The 20,366-nt window shown below is 67.9% G+C and carries 20 protein-coding genes and 1 pseudogene; 8 read left to right on the top strand and 13 right to left on the bottom strand.

Annotated features, from left to right (window positions below; all coding sequences use genetic code 11):
* Positions 1–89: 89 nt before the first annotated feature.
* Positions 90–971 (top strand): alpha/beta fold hydrolase, encoded by an 882-nt coding sequence (locus ABD729_RS13600; protein WP_344711236.1) that lies wholly within the window; start codon positions 90–92, stop codon positions 969–971.
* Here the strand turns inward: ABD729_RS13600 and ABD729_RS13605 are convergent.
* Together ABD729_RS13605 and ABD729_RS13610 are read right to left on the bottom strand one after the other, a co-directional pair.
* Entirely contained in the window at positions 968–2,227 is a 1,260-nt protein-coding gene (locus ABD729_RS13605) for a pyridoxal-dependent decarboxylase, exosortase A system-associated (protein WP_344711238.1), read from the bottom strand. The two genes, ABD729_RS13600 and ABD729_RS13605, sit on opposite strands and share 4 nt — an antisense overlap.
* The gene (locus ABD729_RS13610; protein WP_344711240.1) at positions 2,224–3,684 is read right to left on the bottom strand and encodes an AMP-binding protein; all 1,461 of its coding nucleotides are present in this window, start codon (positions 3,682–3,684) and stop codon (positions 2,224–2,226) included. Before ABD729_RS13610 ends, ABD729_RS13605 begins: the two co-directional genes overlap by 4 nt.
* Before the next feature lie 65 nt (positions 3,685–3,749).
* Here ABD729_RS13610 and ABD729_RS13615 point away from each other — a divergent pair, with 65 nt between their 5' ends.
* Positions 3,750–4,025, top strand: a complete 276-nt coding sequence (locus ABD729_RS13615) for an acyl carrier protein (RefSeq protein WP_344711242.1) — start codon at positions 3,750–3,752, stop codon at positions 4,023–4,025.
* 18 nt (positions 4,026–4,043) lie between these two features.
* Here ABD729_RS13615 and trxB read toward each other — a convergent pair whose 3' ends face one another.
* Genes trxB through ABD729_RS13640 form a run of 5 tightly spaced genes read right to left on the bottom strand, consistent with a single transcriptional unit; the run spans position 4,044 to position 8,067 of the window.
* Positions 4,044–4,988, bottom strand: coding sequence for a thioredoxin-disulfide reductase (trxB, locus tag ABD729_RS13620; RefSeq protein WP_425564915.1), 945 nt, complete (start codon positions 4,986–4,988; stop codon positions 4,044–4,046).
* A gap of 34 nt (positions 4,989–5,022) precedes the next feature.
* Positions 5,023–5,241, bottom strand: a complete 219-nt coding sequence (locus ABD729_RS13625; protein ID WP_344711246.1) for a hypothetical protein — start codon at positions 5,239–5,241, stop codon at positions 5,023–5,025.
* 40 nt (positions 5,242–5,281) lie between these two features.
* Complete coding sequence (locus tag ABD729_RS13630; protein ID WP_344711248.1) at positions 5,282–6,895, bottom strand: hypothetical protein; 1,614 nt, start codon at positions 6,893–6,895, stop codon at positions 5,282–5,284.
* A 60-nt stretch (positions 6,896–6,955) separates the two neighbouring features.
* Positions 6,956–7,267 carry a hypothetical protein gene (locus ABD729_RS13635; protein ID WP_344711250.1) on the bottom strand — a complete coding sequence of 104 codons (312 nt, stop codon included), beginning with the start codon at positions 7,265–7,267 and terminating at the stop codon, positions 6,956–6,958.
* 47 nt (positions 7,268–7,314) lie between these two features.
* Entirely contained in the window at positions 7,315–8,067 is a 753-nt protein-coding gene (locus ABD729_RS13640) for a MauE/DoxX family redox-associated membrane protein (RefSeq protein WP_344711252.1), read from the bottom strand.
* Between the two features lie 40 nt (positions 8,068–8,107).
* Here ABD729_RS13640 and ABD729_RS13645 point away from each other — a divergent pair, with 40 nt between their 5' ends.
* Positions 8,108–8,494 carry a MerR family transcriptional regulator gene (locus ABD729_RS13645; RefSeq protein WP_344711255.1) on the top strand — a complete coding sequence of 129 codons (387 nt, stop codon included), beginning with the start codon at positions 8,108–8,110 and terminating at the stop codon, positions 8,492–8,494.
* Between the two features lie 5 nt (positions 8,495–8,499).
* Here the strand turns inward: ABD729_RS13645 and ABD729_RS13650 are convergent, their stop codons facing one another.
* The 4 genes from ABD729_RS13650 to tpiA all read right to left on the bottom strand — a co-directional run bounded on the left by ABD729_RS13650 (position 8,500) and on the right by tpiA (position 11,747).
* Entirely contained in the window at positions 8,500–8,649 is a 150-nt protein-coding gene (locus ABD729_RS13650) for a lmo0937 family membrane protein (RefSeq protein WP_344711257.1), read from the bottom strand.
* Positions 8,650–8,697: 48 nt separating this feature from the next.
* Complete coding sequence (gene pyrG, locus ABD729_RS13655) at positions 8,698–10,329, bottom strand: CTP synthase (protein WP_344711260.1); 1,632 nt, start codon at positions 10,327–10,329, stop codon at positions 8,698–8,700.
* Positions 10,330–10,473: 144 nt separating this feature from the next.
* Complete coding sequence (gene secG, locus ABD729_RS13660; protein ID WP_344711263.1) at positions 10,474–10,860, bottom strand: preprotein translocase subunit SecG; 387 nt, start codon at positions 10,858–10,860, stop codon at positions 10,474–10,476.
* 134 nt (positions 10,861–10,994) lie between these two features.
* Positions 10,995–11,747, bottom strand: coding sequence for a triose-phosphate isomerase (gene tpiA / locus ABD729_RS13665; protein WP_344711266.1), 753 nt, complete (start codon positions 11,745–11,747; stop codon positions 10,995–10,997).
* 114 nt (positions 11,748–11,861) lie between these two features.
* On the opposite strand from tpiA, the gene ABD729_RS13670 reads away from it, so the two are divergent.
* The 3 genes from ABD729_RS13670 to lexA are packed head-to-tail and all read left to right on the top strand — an operon-like array spanning position 11,862 to position 15,151.
* The gene (locus tag ABD729_RS13670) at positions 11,862–13,808 is read left to right on the top strand and encodes a peptidylprolyl isomerase (protein ID WP_344711269.1); all 1,947 of its coding nucleotides are present in this window, start codon (positions 11,862–11,864) and stop codon (positions 13,806–13,808) included.
* A gap of 35 nt (positions 13,809–13,843) precedes the next feature.
* Positions 13,844–14,485, top strand: coding sequence for an anthranilate synthase component II (locus ABD729_RS13675; protein WP_344711272.1), 642 nt, complete (start codon positions 13,844–13,846; stop codon positions 14,483–14,485).
* Between the two features lie 3 nt (positions 14,486–14,488).
* On the top strand, positions 14,489–15,151 hold the full coding sequence (gene lexA / locus ABD729_RS13680) for a transcriptional repressor LexA (protein ID WP_344711275.1): 663 nt from the start codon (positions 14,489–14,491) through the stop codon (positions 15,149–15,151).
* Between the two features lie 87 nt (positions 15,152–15,238).
* Here the strand turns inward: lexA and ABD729_RS13685 are convergent, their stop codons facing one another.
* On the bottom strand, positions 15,239–15,796 hold the full coding sequence (locus ABD729_RS13685; RefSeq protein ID WP_344711278.1) for a phytanoyl-CoA dioxygenase family protein: 558 nt from the start codon (positions 15,794–15,796) through the stop codon (positions 15,239–15,241).
* A 358-nt stretch (positions 15,797–16,154) separates the two neighbouring features.
* Here ABD729_RS13685 and ABD729_RS13690 point away from each other — a divergent pair, with 358 nt between their 5' ends.
* A complete protein-coding gene (locus ABD729_RS13690) occupies positions 16,155–16,718 on the top strand; it encodes a PRC-barrel domain-containing protein (protein WP_344711281.1) in 564 nt (187 codons plus the stop codon).
* Between the two features lie 54 nt (positions 16,719–16,772).
* Here ABD729_RS13690 and ABD729_RS13695 read toward each other — a convergent pair whose 3' ends face one another.
* Positions 16,773–17,144 (bottom strand): hypothetical protein, encoded by a 372-nt coding sequence (locus tag ABD729_RS13695; RefSeq protein ID WP_344711284.1) that lies wholly within the window; start codon positions 17,142–17,144, stop codon positions 16,773–16,775.
* A gap of 143 nt (positions 17,145–17,287) precedes the next feature.
* Here ABD729_RS13695 and uvrA point away from each other — a divergent pair.
* Positions 17,288–20,200, top strand: a pseudogene (uvrA, locus tag ABD729_RS13700) (excinuclease ABC subunit UvrA); the annotation flags it as partial.
* Positions 20,201–20,366 lie beyond the last annotated feature (166 nt).

Raw genomic sequence — 20,366 nt, forward strand, 5'->3', positions numbered from 1 at the left:
TCTCACTTGGCCTAAAGATCAGCCCCGCCACAGGCAACGGCAAGCAGCCTCGTCCGTTAACCTTCCACATATCAAGACGGAGACGACCAATGCCCTACGCCAAAGCCAAAGACGGCACGATGCTTTACTACAAGGACTGGGGCCAGGGTGATCCCGTCGTCCTGCTGCACGGCTGGCCGCTGACCGGCGACACCTTCGACGACCTTGCGGTCAAGCTGGTCGAAGCAGGCAAGCGCTGCATCATTCCCGACCGCCGCGGCTTCGGCCGGTCGGATCAGCCGTGGAACGGCTATGACTATGACACCTTCGCCGACGACGTCGCGGCGATCCTCGAGGATGCCGACATCAACCAGCCGGTGGCGCTGGTCGGCTTCTCGATGGGCGGCGGCGAAGTCGCGCGCTTCACCTCCAAGCAGGGCAAGGGTCGCGTCAGCGCCGCGGTGTTCGCCAGTTCGGTGGTGCCCCAGGTGGTGCAGACCGACGATTGGCCCGACGGCGTGCCGCAGTCGAAGCTCGACGACATCACCAAGCAGATGAAGGAAGACCGCGCCGGCTTCATGAAGACCTTCCTGCAGCAGTTCTACGGCTGGGGCGTGCTGTCGCGTCCGGTCAGCGAAGCGGTGCTCGATTCGGGCTTCCAGCAGGCGATGATGGCCGGTGCCCGCCCGACCTACGCCGCCGCCGCCGCATGGGCGAGCACGGACTTCCGTCCTGACCTTGCCGCCTTCGACGGTGTTCCGACGCTGATCCTCCACGGCACCAGCGATGCCAACGTCCCGATCGAAGGCACCGGCCGCAAGACGGCCGAGCTGATCCCGCACGCGACGCTGATCGAATATGACGGCAGCCCGCACGGCATCTTCGAAACCGACAAGGAGCGCTTCGCCCGCGACGTGACCGAATTCCTCACGCGCGAAACCCGTGGCACCAGCGCCGACACCAGCGCCAGCGCGATCCCGCTGACCAACTAGACGAGGACCTCCCGCGCGGCCCCCTGGCTTAAGAAAGCCTCGGGGCTCGCGGTGCGGCCATAGGCCCCGGCGCAGAAGATGGCGATGAAGTCGCCGACTTCTGCGCGCGGGAGCATCACCTCGTCGCCGAGAAGGTCGAGCGGGGTGCAAAGGCAGCCGACCACCGTGACCTCCTCCTCCGCTTCCGCGCCACGGCGGTGCGCCACCGCCACCGGATAATTGCGCCGCAGCAGCTGGCCGAAATTGCCGCTCGCCGCCAGCATGTGGTGAAGCCCGCCGTCGACAACCAGGAAGGTCTTGCCGCGGCTGACCTTCCGGTCGATCACGCGGGTCAGGTAGACCCCGCCCTCCCCGACCAGCCAGCGGCCGAGTTCGATCACGAACTTTGTATCCCGCAGGATCGCCGGCCGCGCCGCCAGCGTCTCTTTGAGCGCCGCGCCCACTGCTTCGATGTCGAGCGGCTTGTCGCCCGGGAAATAAGGGATGCCGAACCCACCGCCGAGATTGACCTCGGGCGGGCTCAGCCCAACCTCCGCTGCAATCTCGCCGGCCAACGCCACCGTCGCCCGCTGCATCTCGCTCACCGCCTCGGCGCTCAGCGACTGCGAGCCGGCATAGACGTGCAGTCCCCGCCATTCCGCGCCGGCCTCGACGATCCGCCGCACCAGCCCCGGCACCGCCTCGTGATCGACCCCAAACTGGCTCGCCAGCCCGCCCATCTTCATGCCGCTGCCCTTGAGCCCGAACGGCGGATTGACCCGCACCGCCAGCCGCGGCCGCCCCCCTCGCCCCTGCTCCCGCCCAGCAGCCAGCCGAACCACCCGTTCAAACTCGCCCTCGCTCTCGACTTGAAAGGTGATTCGACTTTCAAGTCCTGCAGCCAGTTCCTCGTCAAGTTTGCCGGGGCCGGCGAAGCTCAGCGGAAGGTGACTCCCCTCCGGCGCCGCGCCGGTGGCCAACGCCGCCTGCACCTGCCGCAGTTCGCCAAGGGACGCGAGGTCGAAGCCGTCGACCAGCCCCGACAGCTCGGCCAGCAGCGGCCCGTAAGGATTGGCCTTCACCGCATAATGCAGCGCCACCTCGCGCGGCATCGCGGCCCTGAACTGCTCGACGCGGCGACGGATCACGCTTCGGTCATAGGCAAAGACGGGCGTCGGCTCGTCTCCGACAACCTCCGCGAAATCGGTGCCGCCAAGCTGCAGCCGCTCATGGCCCGGCACCACGAACTCGGGCGGGATCGGCCCCATCGCCTTCATGCGCCAAGCTCCGCAGCAAGCGTGGCGCGGTCGATCTTGCCGTTGGGCGACAGGGGCAGCGCATCGACCCATCGGATATCGCCCGGCCGCATATGCGCAGGCAGCTCCGCGGCGAACCAGCGCTTCAAACGCACCTCCGCATCCTCGCCCTTGGCCACCGCGACCAGCACGATCCGTTGCCCCAGCCTTTCGTCCTTGACGCCCAGCGCCGCGCAATCGGCCACCGCCCCGCTCGCCAGCGCCGCTTCCTCGATCTCGCTCGGGCTGATCCGGTGGCCCGACACCTTGATCATCGCGTCGTCGCGGCCCCTGATCCGCAGCAGGCCGTCGCTGCCGATCACCGCCCGGTCGCCCGACCAGACCGCCCCTTCGCGAAAGCGCTGGGCGGTGCGCTCGGGGTCGTCCCAATAGCCTTGCGCGACCAGTGGCCCGGCATGCACCAGCTCACCCTCCTCGCCCGCTGTCGCCGCGCTACCGTCGGGACGGCGCACGCTGAGCTCGGCGAAGGGGATCGCGGTTCCGACGGCATCCGGCGTGGCGTCGACCAGCGCGGGGTCGAGGCTGGACGAGCGGAACGCCTCGGTCAGGCCGTACATGAGGTGCAGCCGAGCCTCCGGGAACAGCGTCCGCAGGCGGCGCACCAGCGGCTCTGGCATATGTCCGCCCGAATTGGTCAGGGTCCTGAGGCTCGCCCCCGCCCCGTCCCACGCCTGCTCGGCCAGTTGCACCCACAGCGGCGGCACACCGGCCAGCACGGTCGCTCCTGTCCGCTCCACCGCCCGGACCACATCGCGCGGCAACAGATAGTCGAAGGCCACCGCCTCGCCCCCCGCCGCCCAGGTCGAGAGTAGCTGGTTCTGCCCGTAATCGAACGCCAGCGGCAGCACGCACAGCGTGCGATCGGATGCCGTCAGCCCGAGGTAATGCGCCACGCTGATCGCACCGAGCCACAGATTGGCATGGCTCAGCATCACGCCCTTGGGCCGCCCGGTCGACCCCGAGGTATAGAGCAAGGCCGCCAGCGCGTGCGGATCCGCCTTGCTCGGCGGCAGCGCCTCGTCGCCGTCCTGCCATTCCTCCAGCGCCACCGCCTGTGCGGGCCGCTGCTCGAGCGTCTCCAGCCGCGCGCGATTGGCGACCAGCAGCCGCGTCCCGCTGTCGGCGAGGATATGCTCGGCCTGTGCGCGGCGAAGCACCGGGTTGATCGGTACATGGATCAGCCCCGCCCGCGCCGCGGCCAGTGGCATCAGGCAGGCAAGCTTGGTCTTGCCCATCCAGGTCGCCACCCGGTCGCCCGGCTGCAGTCCCAAGGCCAGCAGCCGATCGGCGGCCCGCCCGACCGCCTCCTCCAGCGCGGCATAGCGCAAGGTCTCGCCGCCGACCGTCAGCGCGGGCGCGTCGGAAGCGCCGCGCAGCGTCAGGTGATCGAGCGGAAAGGGCGTCGGATCGGGGACCATGGCGGACGCGGGAATGCCGCCTAACTTGCGCCTTGGCCAGCTTTTCCCCTAGAGGCCCCGCCACCATGGCCGCCAAGCCCCAGATCCTGTCGGCCGACGTCGACTCCGCCCTTCGCGCTCTGCTTGCCGAGACGCTGGGCCTCGACCCGGCCCGGGTGGCCGACTTCACCGCCGACACCGAATTGTTCGGGGCGTTGCCCGAATTCGATTCGATGGCGGTCGCCAACCTCCTCACCGGGATTGAGGAACGCTTCGACGTCCTGATCGAGGACAGCGACGTCGAGGCCGAGGATTTCGCCACCCTCGGCACCCTGACGGCGTTTGTGAACAGGCTCCGCTAAGCGCCTGCACCTGGGCGGCTATTCGGCCGCCTGAAGCTCCGCAAACTCTTCGGCCGCGAGGAACCGCTCGGCATCGAGCGCGGCCATGCAGCCGGTCCCGGCGGCGGTCACGGCCTGGCGATAGATCTTGTCCATCACGTCGCCGCAGGCGAACACGCCCGGAATGTTGGTGCGGGTCGACCCCGTCTCGACCGCAAGATAGCCATCCTCGTCGAGGTTGAGCTGGCCTGCGAACAGCTCGGTCGCGGGCTTGTGGCCGATCGCCACGAACGCGCCGTCGACGTGGAGGTCGCTCAGCTCGCCGGTAATCCGGTTCTTGAGCCGAAGCCCGGTCAGCGCCTCGGGCTCGCCGCCCGACAGGAACTCCTCCACTTCGCTGTTCCACACCACGGTGATCGCCTTGTGCGCGAACAGGCGGTCCTGGAGGATCTTCTCGGCCCGCAGGCTGTCGCGGCGGTGGATCAGGGTCACGTCGTCGCTGTGGTTAGTGAGGTAGAGCGCTTCCTCGACCGCGGTATTGCCGCCGCCGATCACCGCCACCTTCTTGCCGCGATAGAAGAAGCCGTCGCAGGTCGCGCAGGCGCTCGCGCCCTTGCCCTTCATCCGTTCCTCGCTCGGAAGCCCCAGCCACTTGGCCTGCGCGCCGGTCGCGATGACCAGCGTATCGGCAAGATAGACGGTCCCGCTGTCGCCGATCAGCCGGAACGGCCGGCCGTTCAGCTCGACCCGGTCGATATGATCCCACAGCATCCGCGTGCCGACATGCTCGGCCTGCGCTTGCATCTCCTCCATCAGCCAGGGCCCCTGGATGACGTCGCGGAAGCCGGGGTAATTCTCGACATCCGTGGTGGTCGTCAGCTGTCCGCCCGGCTGGATGCCCTGGATGACGATCGGCTTCAAACCGGCGCGCGCGGCATAGATGGCGGCGGTCAGACCAGCCGGGCCGGAGCCGAGCACGATCATGCGGCTGTGAATGGTCTCGCTCATGGTGGCCTACTTAGTGTGCGTGCTCGTGGCCGTCATGGCCCTCGGCGGCAGGCGCTTGCGTCTTTTTCATCTTGTCGCAGCAAGCCATCTTCTTCTCGCCCTTGCAGCAATCCATCTTGCAGCAATCGTCCTTCATGCCCTCGTGCTGAGCATGGTCCTGATGCTGGTCGGCGGCCGGAGCCGGGGCGGGAGCAGCGGCGAGCGCGGCGGCGAGAAGCAAGTGAATCATGCCCCGCCACTAGCACCCGCCGCGCGCTCACGAAAGCGGACTAGCCGACCTTCAGCCGCACGAAGGCCATGCCGCCAAGCGGTCGCGCCTTGCCATAGTCGGCGCGCAGCCCTTCCGGCACGAAGTTCACCGACACGAGGCCACCGATGCCAAGCTTGACCTGGTCGGCGATCGCAAAGTCGCGGATCGCGCCCGCCGACAGCTTCCCGACCCGGAACGCCTCGCCATGATGATCCTCGTCGTGGAGATCGACCAGCTCGCTGTTCTCGGTAATCTCCCCGCGCCCGAAGAGGGTCCACAGCCCCTTCTTGAGCGATGTCTCCGCAACGAACGCGTCATAGTCGTGGCCTTCCGCGCTCTTGCGCCCCCAGGCCAGCGTCGAGGCCGAACGCCAGCCGCCCGCCAGGTCCGTCGCGTAGATGGCGCTCGCCGACCACCGCTTCTGGTTGACCCCGGGCTCAAGCTGCTCGGGCTCCTTGAGGCTGGCCCAGCTCGCCTGCAGGGACAAGTCACGGGTCGGATTCACGCTGACGCGCACTGCGGTCGAATCGAGCGGTCCCGTTTCGATGTTCCAGCGATACTGGTCGGGCTCGCGCCCGTTGAAGCGCGACAATTCGACCTTGGCCCGGTCCACGACCAGCCCGCCCGTCAGCACGCCGAAGCTGATGTGCTGCGAATCGAGCCAATGGTGGCTGATCGGCGCCTCGGGCGAATCCATGATCGATTCGCGGTGCATGAAGGCGCCCGGCCCGAACGCCGGCTCGCCCGGAAGGCCGCCATAGAGGAACACGCTGCTGTTCGGCCCGATCGGCTGCGAGACACTGGCCGACAGTTCCATCACGAAATCGTGCGGGTGCTGGCGGTCGATCAGGCGGTCGACGCCGTTCGCCGTCTCGCCGCTCGCCAACAGCAGCGGATAACCGCTTTTGCCCATCAAGGGATCGGGGCTGAACCCCGCGCGCAACTGCAGCGTCCCGCCACCGACCGGGCGCCGGGCCATGCCCATCACCATGCCGGCCCCGAACAACTTGTCGTCCCCGCGCCGACTGCCCTGCTTGGAATAGACGCCGAATAGGTCGGCATGGCCCATCAGCATCCAGTCGCCGGCCATGCTCATCAACCCGCGATGCTCAGCGGAGTCCGGTTGCCATGAGGTACCGGAGGACTCGCGACCCATTGGATAGGATCCGAGGGCGCCGGTCATCTCGTCGTGGCTACCGTCGTCCATCGGTTCCATGTCGTGCCCGGCGTGAGGGTCCATCGTACCCATGTCGTGACCCTCGTGCCCGGTGGTCGCGGGCGCGGGGGTCGCCGGCATCGGCTGCGCTTCCATGCCGTGGCCGGCATGATCCATCGGCGCCGGGGACGCGGGCATGGCCATGCCCTGGTGGGCGCTATGGTCGTTCGCCGCCGGCTCGGGCGCTGCCGCTTCGTGCGGTTGGACCGCCGGCTTGCTGGCCAATGTCTTCTGCGCGGCAACCTTCCTGACCGGCTTGGCGGCGGACTTGTTCGCGGCTTTCTTCTTTGCGACCGGCTTCTTCGCCGGCTGATGCATGGACATGTCATGCCCCATCGGCATGGACATCTGAGCCGACACGGGGCTCGCGGCGAGCAGGCCAACAAGGCCGCACGCCAGCAGATACTGACTCTTCACGATATTCTCCTGGAAAACGAGAGACGCGGGCGGTTGCGCCCGCCGGAACTCAGTCGCTTCTCAGACGCGCGGCGGCGGGACCTCGACCTCGCGGCGGACGCCGTGCTGCGCGGGCAATGCCGGCGCAACCAGTGGCACGCGGAGCGAAGGCGCCTCCGCCATTACGTCCACAACGGGCAATGCCGCCGCCATCGCGGTGCAGCAGCTCTTCACCGCCGCCGCTCCGCCATGATCCTGCTGTGGCTGCCGCTGGCCGTGGTCCATCCCCGCCATCTCGGCGCAATGATCGCCGCTCGTCCGCGCTTCGGCCGGCATTCCGACCGGGCCAAGGGCGAGCGCGATGAACGCAAGGAAGGCGAGCAGCATCCGCATTGCCGGCCATGTGCGGCGCTGGGCGGAGAAGCGCAAGGCGGGACCGCTCACATCGCCACCATCCAGACCGCCATCGCGACCATCATCACATTCTCGGTCAACGACACGAAACCGAGCGGCACGTTCGACGATCCGCCGACACACGCGCATTTGAGCTCGCGCTTGTCGATGTAGACCGCCTTGAACACCGACACCGCGCCGATTCCACCGATGAACAAGGCGACCGGTACCGCCAGCCAGGTCGCCCGCCCGCTCAGCATCAGGACGCCCGCCAGCCCCTCCAGCCACGGATAGGCATAGGAATAAGGCACCCAGCGCTTCGCCAGCAGGTCGTAGTTGAGGAACATCGAAGAGAATTTCTCCACGTCCTGCAGCTTCAACAGCGCCAGCACGCACATCGACAGGCCGATGAACCACTCCGCCGCCCGCACGGTCAGCGGCGTCCCGAAGACCGCGATGCTGAGCGCTACCGCCATCGCGGCGGTCATGCCGAACAGCGCCGCGACGGGGCGGTAGCTGGTCGCACCCGCCTGAGCGACGCGCAGCCCGAGGAACCGGCGCAAATCGTCGTGCCCGCCGATCCGCTCCCCATTGATGAAGATCTGCGGCGTCGTCTTGACCCGCGCCTCGGCCTTGTAGGCATCGACCTCTGCGCGGGTGGTCAGGTGGCGGTCTTCGACCGCATAGCCACGACTTTCGAGCAGGTGCAGCGCCTTGAGGCCAAACGGGCAGACGTGTTCCGGCATGACCATCCGGACAAGGGTCGCCGTGGGGTGGATGCTGCTTGATTCGCTGTTCATGACTTCTCTATAGCTTCCGTACCATGGTACGGAGTCAAGCATGGCCGGACTGACCATCGCCCGTCTCGCGAAGGCCGCCGACGTCGGCGTCGAAACGGTTCGCTACTACCAGCGCCGCGGCTTGCTTGCGGTTCCCGACGGGGCAGGCAGCGTCCGTCGCTACGACGGGGGCGACGTCCAGCGCCTCCGCTTCATCCGTGCGGCGCAGGGCGCGGGCTTCTCGCTCGACGAGATCGGCCGCCTGCTGGCCTTCGACCCGGTGACCGACCGTCCCTCGATCCGGGCACTGGCCGAGCAGCGGATCAAGTCGCTCGACGCGCAGATCCGTTCGCTCGAGGTGTCACGAACCGCTCTTGCCCGCCTCGCCCGCGAATGCGGCAAGGGGGACGCAGGTCCCTGCCCGATCCTCGAAGCCTTCGAAGGCTAGGTCCGTCAGACCACCCGGCGTCCGCGCACGAAGTGCAGGACCAACAGGATGACGCCGATCACCAGCGCGATGTGGATGAGGCCGCTCGTCACGTGGAAGGCGAACAGTCCGAGGAGCCACAGGACGATAAGGATGAGCGCGATGGTTGCGAGCATGGGAGACACTCCTTCCCATCGCCAACCGCCATCCGGCCCAAGCGTTCCTCAGACCAGCCGGCTCTGCTTCAGAGCGGCTGCGATGAAGCTCGCGAACAGGGGGTGCGGATCGAACGGGCGGCTCTTGTATTCGGGGTGGAACTGCACCCCGACGAACCACGGGTGATCGGGCCGCTCGACGATTTCCGGCAGGCGCCCGTCGGGTGACATCCCGCTGAACACCAGGCCGCTCTTTTCCAGCGCCGGGCGGTAATGGGCATTCACCTCGTAGCGATGGCGGTGCCGCTCGGTGATACTGGTGGTGCCATAGATCGCCGCGACATGGCTGTTGCCGCCAAGCGTCGCCTCATAGGCGCCAAGCCGCATCGTCCCGCCAAGGTCACCGCCCGCGCGGCGTTCCTGCAAGCCCTCTTCGCTCATCCATTCGGTGATCATGCCGACCACCGGCTCGGTCGTATCGCCGAACTCGGTGCTCGACGCGCCCTCGACTCCGGCCGCCCGGGCGCCTTCGATGCAGGCCATCTGCATGCCAAGGCAGATGCCGAAGAAAGGCACCTTGCGCTCCTTGGCGAAGCGGACCGACGCGATCTTGCCCTCGGTCCCGCGCTCGCCGAACCCGCCCGGCACCAGGATCGCGTGCATCGGCTCGAGCTCGCTGATCGTGTCGCCGTCGGGCTTCTCGAACAGTTCGGCGTCGACCCACTTGATGTTGACCTTGACCCGGTTGGCGATCCCGCCGTGGACCAGGGCTTCACGCAGCGACTTGTAGGCGTCGGGAAGGCCGACATATTTGCCGACCACGCCGATCGTCACTTCGCCTTCGGGATGATCGACCGCGTCCATCACCTGTTCCCAGCGCGAGAGGTCGGGGCGCGGGTCGGTCGGCATGCCGAACGCCTTCAGCACTTCGTCGTCGAGGCCTTCGCGGTGATATTGCAGCGGCACGTCGTAGATCGAGCGCGCATCCAGGGCCTGGATTACCGCGCTCCTCGGCACGTTGCAGAATTGCGCGATCTTGGCCCGCTCGGCCTCGGGGATCGGCATTTCGCAGCGGCAGAGCAGCACGTCGGGCTGCACGCCAAGGCTCGCGATCTCGCGGACGCTGTGCTGGGTCGGCTTGGTCTTGAGCTCGCCCGCGACCTTGATCCACGGCACCAGCGTGGTGTGGACGCTGACCGTGTTGCCGCGGCCAAGATCGTTTCTCAGCTGGCGGATCGCCTCGATGAACGGAAGGCTCTCGATGTCGCCCACCGTTCCGCCGATCTCGCAGATCACGAAATCGAGGCCGTCGGTGTCGGCCAGCGCAAATTCCTTGATCGCGTTGGTGACGTGCGGGATCACCTGCACCGTGGCGCCAAGGTAATCGCCGCGCCGTTCGCGCGCGATGATGTCGCGGTAGATCCGCCCGGTGGTGACATTGTCCGACTGCCGCGCCGACACGCCGGTGAAGCGCTCGTAATGGCCAAGATCGAGGTCGCTCTCCGCCCCGTCGTCGGTCACATAGACTTCGCCATGCTGATAGGGACTCATCGTCCCCGGATCGACGTTCAGATAGGGGTCGAACTTGCGGATGCGGCACTTGTAGCCGCGCGCCTGCAGACACGCTGCAAGACTAGCCGAGAGGAGACCTTTGCCGAGGCTGGAGACCACGCCGCCGGTAACGAAAACAAACCGCGCCATGGGAGTCGGGCCTTAGGGTTGAGAATCGAAAAGGGGCAAGGAGAATATTTTGCCGCGACCCGTCATTGCGAGCCAGAGGCGAAGCAATCTAGCGTCAGGACGGGGATCGCGTCGCTGGGCTGGCGATGCCGAGGATGGCGTGAATTACTGCGCCAGCGGCACCGCGCCATTGTCGGTCGGCGGCGCATTGTTCGGCTTGACCGTGCCGGTCGCGGGCGCCGGGGCAGTGCCCGGATCGGACAGCGGCGCTGCCGGTGCCTGCTGGATCGGCGCATTGGCGATCGCGGCATCGACCGACTGGCCATCGTTGCGGGTCCCGGCGATCGCCGCCAGCGCGATGCACAGAATGATGAACGCGCCGCCCAGCCATGCCGTCGCCCGGCTCAGGAAGTCGGCCGCACCGCGCGCGGTCATGAACCCCGCCGACGAACCGCCGACGCCAAGGCCACCGCCCTCGGAACGCTGCAGCAGGATGACCGTGCACAGCGAGAAGGCGACAATGGTCTGGACGATCAGGAGGAAGGTGAACATGGGCGGCCACTTAGCGGCGGGCGCGCGCAAGTTCAATGTCGCGAAGCATCGCTAAGTCTCGTTCGTGCTGAGCGAAGTCGAAGCACGGTAGCGCCAACGCCCTTCGACTTCGCTCAGGGCGAACGAGGAGTGACCTAGGCGGCCGCGCCCGCTTCCACGATCGGCAGGAAGTCCGCGGCCTTGAGGCTCGCCCCGCCGACCAGCGCGCCGCCGACCTCGGGAACGGCAAATATCTCCGCCGCATTGTCGGGCTTCACCGACCCGCCATAGAGGATTCGGACCGCACTGCCCGCCTGGCCATAGGCCGCGACCAGGCGCTGGCGGATGGCGGCATGCATCTCCTCGATATCGCCGACCCCCGCGACACGGCCGGTCCCGATCGCCCAGATCGGCTCATAGGCGAGCGCCAGCTGCGACAGGTCGATTTCGCCCTGCGGAAGCGACGCGTCGACCTGCGCGGAGACGGTGGCGACCGCCCTCCCCGCCTCACGCTCGTCGAGGCTTTCGCCGATGCACAGGATGACGCTCAGCCCAGCGCCCAGCCCCGCTTCGGCCTTGGCCCGCACGTCCGCATCCGCCTCGCGGTGCGCGTCGCGTCGCTCGCTATGCCCGACGATCACGACCGTGGCGCCCGCATCGTGGAGCATCGCCGCGCAGACGTCGCCGGTATGCGCGCCCTTGTCCTTGTGGTGAATGTCCTGCGCCCCGATCGCAAAGCCCGGAACGGCTTCGGCCGCGCGGTGGATGAGGGTCGCCGGGACGCAAAGCGCCACCTCGACCCTGCCCGCCAGTTCGCCCGCACGCGTCGCGATCGCGCGCACCTCGCCAAGGTCGGCGGAGGTGCCGTGCATCTTCCAATTGCCCGCGATCAGCTTGACCATGTCCATCCCGTTCAGTTGCGCTACAAGCCCGGCCGCCTAGCAAGGCCCTCTGCTTGAAGGAAGGCGGCCGCGCCCCTAAAGCCCCGTTCCACACGCTTCCACCAGGATCACAGTCGACCCATGAAGACCTTCCGCCGCCTGTCCAAGTCCAAGGTTGGGACGGGCATCCTGATCCTGTTCCTCGTCCTGATCCTCGCCAGCTTTGCGATCTCGGACATCAGCAACTTCCGCAGCGGCGGCAGCTCGCTGCCGCAAAATACGCTCGCCAAGGTGGGCGACGCGGAACTGACCGCGGCCGACCTCGACACTGCCATGCAGCGCCGCCTGGCGGCAGTCCGCCAGCAGAACCCGCAGGCGACCTATGCCGACCTCGCAGGCGACTTCGACCAGATCGTCGATGCCCTGATCCAGGAACGGACCTTGTGGGCCTATGCCCGAAAGCACGGCTTCACCGTCTCGAAGAAGCTGATCGATGCCGAGATCGTGAAGCTGCCCGGCGTGCGCGGCCTCGACGGGCGCTTCAGCGAAGCCAATTACCAGAATTTCCTCCGCTCCGAGCGGCTGACCGACGCGCAGATCCGCCGCGAGATCGAAACCGCGATCCTCCAGCGGCTGGTAATTGCCCCGCTCGCCGCCAATACCCGGCTCGCGCCCGGCATCGCGCGGCCCTACGCCGACCTCCTGCTCGAACAGCGCTCGGGCAACCTCGGGCTGATCCCTTTCGCCGCCTTCACCGGCGGACCGGCCCCGACTGCGCAGGAACTGCAGGCCTTCTACCGCCAGAACGCCGCACGCTACACCGTGCCCGAACGGCGCAGCTTCCGCATCGCCCGCATCACCAATGACCAGCTAGGCGCGGTCGCCCCGACCGAGCAGGAGATCGCGGCATATTACCAGCAGAACCAGGCGACCTACGGCGGCACCGAAAAGCGCGTGCTCAGCCGCGCCACCCTGCCCGACCAGAGGGCGATCGCCGGCATCGTTCAGCGCGCCAAGGCGGGAGGCACCTTCGCCGCCGCCGCCGCGCCCGCCGGCTTCTCCGCCTCGGACGTCAGCGTCGGCCCGCAGACCCGCGCCGAGCTTGCCGCCAAGGCCGGTGAAGCGGTTGCCGCCCAGGTCTTCTCCGCCCCCGCCGGAAGCGTGATCGGCCCGGTCCAGTCGTCGACCGGCTTCGACGCGATCAAGGTCGAAAGCATCCAGGCCTCGACCGGCCGAAGCCTCGCCGACGTCCGCGGCGAAATCGTCGAGAAGCTCTCCGCCGACAAACGCAAGAACGCGATCGCCGACCTCGTCGGCAAGATCGAGGATGCGCTGGCCGACGGCAGCAGCTTCGAGGAAGTCGCCACCGCCAACAAGCTGCCCGTCCTCGCCACCCCGCCGCTGACCCGTGCCGGCGCCGCGTTCGACCAGCCCGACTTCAAGCTCCCGCCCGAATTCGCCGGGGTCCCGACCGCTAGCTTCGACATCGGCGCCGACGACGAGCCGGTGGTCGAGCCGCTCCCGAACGAGGCCGGCTACGTCCTGGTCGACGTGGTTGAAGTGGTCGCCGCGGCCCCCGCGCCGCTCGCGCGGATTGAGGCGCAGGTGCGCACCGACTTCATCGCCCGCCGTGCGCAGGACCAGGCCAATGCCGCCGCCACCCGCGTGCTCGCCGCGATGGATCGCGGGACGCCGATGGCGCAGGCGCTTGGGAGCCTCGGCCAGGCCGGGGTCCGCCCGCCCGAACCGATCGAGATCCGCCGAGGCGCCCTCGCCCAGTTCGCGCAGCAGGGCCAGGAAGTGCCGCCGCCGCTTCGCATCCTGTTCACGCTCGCCCCCGGCAAGGCCCAGCGCGCGGCCGGCCCGTCGGGCATCTACCTCGTCAAGCTCGACAAGGTCGTGCCGGGCAATGCCGCCACCAACCCGCAGCTGGTCGCAAGCGAGGTCACCGGCCTCCAGCGCAGCGCGGGCGAGGAGATCGCGCTGCAGTGGATCGCCGCCGCGCAGAAGGAGCTCGGCGTCACCCGCAACGACGACGCTATCCGCGCCGCCCGCACCCGCATCCTCGGCGGCGCGCCGGTCAACTGATCGCCGCCGGCACGCGCAAGGCAAGTGACGCTGTCGTGGCGATCGACCTCCTCGTCGTCGACAACCACGACAGCTTCACCTTCACCCTGGTCGACTATTGCCGCCAGCTCGGCGCCACGGTCACCGTCGCCCAGTCCGACGCGCTGAGTGTGGACGAGGCCCTCGCCCACCCCGGCCCCCTCCTCCTCGGCCCCGGGCCCGGCCATCCCGCCGACGCCGGCATCTCGGTCGCCCTCGCCGCCGCCTGCATCGCGGCGGGAAAGCACCTCCTCGGGGTCTGCCTCGGCCATCAGGCCATCGCGCTCGCCGCCGGCGCCACCATCGCCCGTGCCGCCCCGATGCATGGCAAGACCGACCCGATTACCCACGACGGCGGCCCACTCTTCGCCGGCCTGCCCTCGCCCGTCATCATGACCCGCTACCACAGCCTGGTCGCGACCGACCTCCCGCCGACCCTCACCGCCACCGCCCACGGCAGCGACGGGACGATCCAGGCGCTCGACCATGCGCACGCGCCCGTCCACGGCATCCAGTTTCACCCCGAGAGCATCGCCAGCACGCACGGCCTCCGGCTGCTCGGCAATTTCCTTGCGCTCGCGGGCGCAACAAAGCTGCTTGACACCCCCGCTTACGTTCCTTACCCGTTCCCCGTCTGTTCACATCCGGGGCCTGCGTGAACCATGCTGACTGTCAAGCAACGCGAACTTCTCACCTACATCGATCAGCGCCTCAAGGCGTCGGGCGTCAGCCCCAGCTTCGATGAGATGCGCGAAGCGCTCGACCTCAAGAGCAAGTCGGGGGTCCACCGCCTGATCTCCGCGCTCGAGGAACGGCAGTTCATCCGCCGCCTCCCCAACCGCGCCCGCGCGCTCGAAGTCGTCCGGCTTCCGGAAACGCAAGGCTCGACCCCGGTCCCCGCCCCCGTCGCGCCGCAGCCCCGGGCGGTGGTGCCTGCCAACGACACCATCGACCTGATGCTCGCCGGGCGGATCGCCGCCGGCACCCCGATCGAGGCGCTGCAGGGGCAGGACAGCTTCCCGGTACCCGCCGCCCTGCTCGGCCCGGGCGAACATTATGCGCTCGAAGTCAGCGGCGATTCGATGGTCGACGAAGGCATCCTCGACGGCGACTATGTCCTCATCCGCAAGGTCGAAACCGCGCGCGAGGGGGAGATCGTGGTCGCCCTGATCGACGATGCCGAAGCGACCCTCAAGACCTTCCGCCGCGAAGGCCAGATGGTCCGCCTCGACCCCGCCAACCGCAGCCACGAACCGCAGCGCTACGACCCCCGCCGGGTCAAGATCCAGGGCAAGCTCGCCGGGCTGATCCGCCGCTACCATTAAGCCGTCGTCCCGGCACAGGCCGGGACTCCGGGCGATTGAAGCGCCAAGCCGGCGGAGGTCCCGGCCTGCGCTGCGGTGACGCCTAGGCTACAGCAGCCCCTCGATCACATGGTTCTGCTCGATCATCTCGAGCGCGTCGACCACCCGGCAGGTCAGGTGATCCCGCACCCGCGCCGGCAGCGCGTCGTGATAGGTGCGCGTCACCTGCAGGTCATGGTGCCCGGCATTGCCGGCATCGGGCGCATCGACCCCTACCACCAGCACCGGCCGCGGCTCGTCTGACCGGTTGGCGGTCCCGCGATGAATGGTCAGCGCGGACCGCGCCGACATGTCGCCGCGCTTCGGCAGCTTCTGCACCGCGCGCTCCTGATAACGCCCCCACAGCGACTGATCGGGAAACATGCCGTCGACCGCCCCTTCGATGGCATCCCACTGCGTTCCCGGCGCGATCTCGAACGGCCCATGCTCGGGCCGCGTGTCGACCGCGGTCAGGTTGAACGCCAGGCTATTGAGGCGCCGCCCCTCCAGCGTTGCCGGCGGGGCCTGGAAATCGCGGTGCCACGGCTGGTCCTCCGCCCCCGGGAACGGGATGTCGAAGCCGACTTCGACGATGCGATAGTCGCAGGTCAGCACCGCCTCGCACACTGCCACGAATCAGGGGTGGGTAACGATGTCGACAAACCCCGACACGTCCTCGGGCGCGACCTCGACGTAAAAGCGGTGCGGTCCGCGCGGCAGCGGGCTTGTCCTTGACCCGGTCCCATACGCGCCAGATGTCGGCCGCCATCCGGTCCGCCCATGCAGCACTGAACGCCGCCGGGCAGGCGATGATGCCCTCGCCGTACAGCCCGCCCATGATCCGCGCCTGGTCGAGGTCCACCGCTTGAAATCCTTGCCGATTCGCCCGCCCGAAGCTTGCCCGCGCCAGGCCGCCCGGTCACGCGGGAACGCTTCGCCCGTCCCCCGCTTTATCGCAAACGACATCGATGAGGAGGCAGCAGACATGGCTTACGACCACTTCCGCGACGACGACGACCGCCGCGAACGCCTGACCGACCGCGACCGCGACCTTGATTTCGACCGGGACCGCCCGCGCGGGCGGGGCCGCGGCTTCTTCCGTGACGGGACCGACGATCGCGGCACCGCCCGCTACGAGGACGACACCCGCCAGCGCGACTACCAGCGCCCGCAACCGGTCCAGCGCGACGATCATCGCGCCCGCCGCGGCATCCCCTATGACGAGACGAGCGAGCTCATCTCCTCCAGCAAGGTCGAAGGCACCCCCGTCTATGGCCGCGACGACCAGCGCCTCGGCACCGTCAAGGCCTTGATGATCGACAAGGTCCGCGGCGAGGTTCGCTACGCCGTGCTCAGCCATGCGACCGGCTTCCTCGGCCTCGACGAGGAGGTCGTGCCCGTTCGCTGGGACGAATTGCGCTACGACGAACGCCGCCAGGGCTACCGCGTCGACTTTACGTCCGATGACGTCGCCTACACCCTCGAGAACCGTCGCCGCAGCCGCTTGGAAGGCCGCGACCTCGATCGCGAAGGCCGCCCCCGGCGCTGAGGGCAAAATCGGCGGCTGGGCGACATGCTCAGCCGCCGCTTGCCCCCTCGCCTCTCAGGCGCCCGCCAGCCGCTTCACCAACGCGGTCGCGCAAAGATACACAAATCCCACCGGCAGGTAGAGGATCAGCAGCAGCGGCCACAGGTTGCTGTCCTGCGCATAGGCGTAGGCCGACCAGGCGATCAGCAGCCCGGTTCCCGCCATCGGCAGCTGCGCTGCGCTGCGCCAGCCCCCACGCCATCGCCACGGCAGCAGCAACTGCAACGCGACATAGCCGATCGCCATGCCCGCATAAGCAAGGCCTAGCAGCCATAACGGACCCGTCGCCGGCTCGGCCGCGCCGGCACCGACCGCTGCCAGCGCGCTCGACATCCACCCCAGTGCTGCCGGGATTGCCGCCGATGCCAGCCGTGTCTTCCTGGTCATGCCGCAGTCATTGCCACGACAAGCTTTGATAAGTCTTACCGCTCTCTTTCGCAGCCTTGCCCTTGGGGGTCGAAATACCCATTTCGCCCGCTTGCTCGCGCCCTGCGCTTGCCTCCAGAACGAAAACGGAACAAACTCCTTCCATGCTGACTCACATCACCGTCAAGGGCGCGCGCGAACATAATCTGAAGGGCGTGGACGTCTCGATCCCGCGCGACCAGCTGACGGTAATCACCGGGCTCAGCGGTTCGGGCAAATCCTCGCTCGCCTTCGATACCATCTATGCCGAAGGCCAGCGCCGCTACGTTGAATCGCTGTCGGCTTATGCCCGCCAGTTCCTCGAGATGATGCAGAAGCCCGACGTCGAACATATCGACGGCCTCTCGCCCGCCATTTCGATCGAACAGAAGACCACCAGCCGCAATCCGCGCTCGACGGTCGCCACCGTGACCGAGATCTACGATTACATGCGCCTGCTTTGGGCGCGCGTTGGGATTCCCTATTCGCCCGCCACGGGTGAGCCGATCCAGGCCCAGCAGGTCAGTCAAATGGTCGACCGGGTGATGGCCCTGCCCGAAGGCACCCGCCACTACCTGCTCGCCCCCGTCGTGCGCGGCCGCAAGGGCGAATATCGCAAGGAACTGCTCGAATGGCAGCGCGCCGGCTTCACCCGCGTCCGCATCGACGGCACCTTCTACGACATCGACGAGGCGCCCGCCCTCGACAAGAAGTACAAGCATGACATCGAAGTCGTGGTCGACCGCATCGTCGTGCGCGACGGCATCCAGACCCGCCTTGCCGACAGCTTCGAAACCGCACTGAAGCTCGCCGACGGCCTCGCCTACCTCGACCCCGCCGACCCCGCGCCCGAGCCTGCCGGGACCGAGCGCACCGGCGTCGCCGACGTGCTGGAAAAGGCCGCGACCCGCGCCGTCCTCGCCACCAACGCGCCTCCGGGTCGCATCACTTTCTCCGAAAAGTTCGCCTGCCCCGTCTCGGGCTTCACCATCGCCGAGATCGAGCCGCGGCTGTTCTCCTTCAACGCTCCCCAGGGCGCCTGCCCCGCCTGCGACGGCCTTGGAGAGCGGATGGAGTTCGACGAGGACCTGGTCGTTCCCAACCACGATCTTTCCCTTGCCAAGGGCGCGGTCGTGCCGTGGGCCAAGTCGCAGCCCCCCTCGCCTTATTACATGCAGGTGCTCGGCAGCCTCGCGAAGCATTACGGTTTCGACCTGCAGACCCCGTGGAAGGACCTCGGTCCCGACAACCAGCGCGCCATCCTCCACGGCACCGGCGGCAAGGCGATCACCCTGCGCTTCGTCGACGGCCGCAAGAGCTACGAGGTCAGGAAGGCGTTCGAAGGCGTCATCGGCAATCTGAACCGCCGCCTCGCCCAGACCGAAAGCGCGTGGATGAAGGAGGAGCTTTCCCGCTACCAGGCCGCCCACGCGTGCGAGACCTGCCACGGCGCCCGCCTCAAGCCCGAAGCGCTGGCGGTGAAGATCGCCGGCGAGGACATCTCGATCGCCGTCCGCCGCTCGGTCGCCGACGCCTATGCCTGGTTCGGCGCGCTCGAACCCCGGCTCACCCCCCAGCACCAGGAAATCGCCCGCGCGATCCTGAAGGAAATCAACGAGCGTCTGGGCTTCCTGCACAACGTCGGGCTCGACTATCTCCACCTCGACCGCACCAGCGGCACCCTGTCGGGCGGCGAAAGCCAGCGCATCCGCCTCGCCAGCCAGATCGGCAGCGGGCTTTCCGGCGTCCTCTACGTCCTCGACGAACCCTCGATCGGCCTTCACCAGAAGGACAACGACCGCCTTCTCGAAACCCTCCAGCGCCTGAAATCTCTCGGCAACACCGTGCTGGTGGTGGAGCATGACGAGGACGCGATCCGCGCCGCCGACCATGTGATCGACATGGGCCCCGGCGCGGGCGTCCACGGCGGCACCGTGCTCCACTCGGGCACCCTCGACACCCTCCTCGCGCAGGAAGGCAGCCTCACCGCCGACTATCTCTCGGGCCGCCGCTCGATCCCGCTCCCGGCCAAGCGCCGCAAGGGCTCGGGCAAGAAGCTCACCGTCCACAACGCGCGCGAGAACAACCTCACCGGCGTCACCGCCTCGATTCCCTTGGGCACCTTCACCTGCATCACCGGCGTCTCGGGTTCGGGCAAGTCGAGCTTCACCATCGACACCCTCTACGCCGCCGCCGCGCGCCACCTGAACGGCGCCCGTATCCTCGCGGGCAAGCACGACAAGGTCACCGGCCTCGACCAGCTCGACAAGGTCATCGACATCGACCAGTCGCCGATCGGCCGCACCCCGCGCTCCAACCCCGCCACCTACACCGGCGCCTTCACCCAGATCCGCGACTGGTTCGCCGGCCTCCCGGAATCAAAGGAGCGCGGCTACAAGCCCGGGCGCTTCTCCTTCAACGTCAAGGGCGGCCGCTGCGAGGCGTGCACCGGCGACGGCCTGCTCAAGATCGAGATGCACTTCCTCCCCGACGTCTACGTCACCTGCGACGTCTGCCACGGCCAGCGCTACAACCGCGAAACGCTGGAGGTGAAGCATAAGGGCAAGAGCATCGCCGACGTGCTCGACATGACGGTCGAGGATGCGGTGGAGTTCTTCAAGGCCGTCCCCGGCATCCGCGACAAGATGGCGATGCTGGCCGAAGTCGGCCTTGGCTACATCAAGGTCGGGCAGCAGGCGACGACCCTCTCGGGCGGCGAGGCGCAGCGGGTCAAGCTCGCCAAGGAGCTCAGCCGCCGCGCCACCGGCAACACCCTCTACATCCTCGACGAGCCCACCACCGGCCTCCACTTCGAGGACGTCCGCAAGCTCCTCGAAGTCCTCCACGCCCTGGTCGAGCAGGGCAACACCGTGGTCGTGATCGAACACAACCTCGACGTCATCAAGACCGCCGACTGGATCATCGACCTGGGGCCCGAAGGCGGGGTTAAAGGCGGCGAGATCGTCGCGGTGGGGACGCCTGAGCAGGTGGTGAAGGAGGAGCGGAGCTTCACGGGGGCGTACCTGCGGCCGTTGTTGGAGCGGGCGGTCCCGGTTTCCGGTTCTGCTGGTGAAACGGCGGCTGGCAACCTTTCACCACTCGGGCCGAGCGAAGTCGAGGCACCAAAGCGGGGACGTCGGAAGAAGGTGGTTGAGGCGGCAGAATAGGAGCAGAACTGCGCGTTGCATGCCAGTGAGTCACCAG

Origin of the sequence: Sphingomonas humi, from assembly GCF_039536725.1 — a bacterium.
In the GTDB taxonomy this organism is placed as follows: Bacteria; Pseudomonadota; Alphaproteobacteria; order Sphingomonadales; family Sphingomonadaceae; genus Sphingomicrobium; species Sphingomicrobium humi.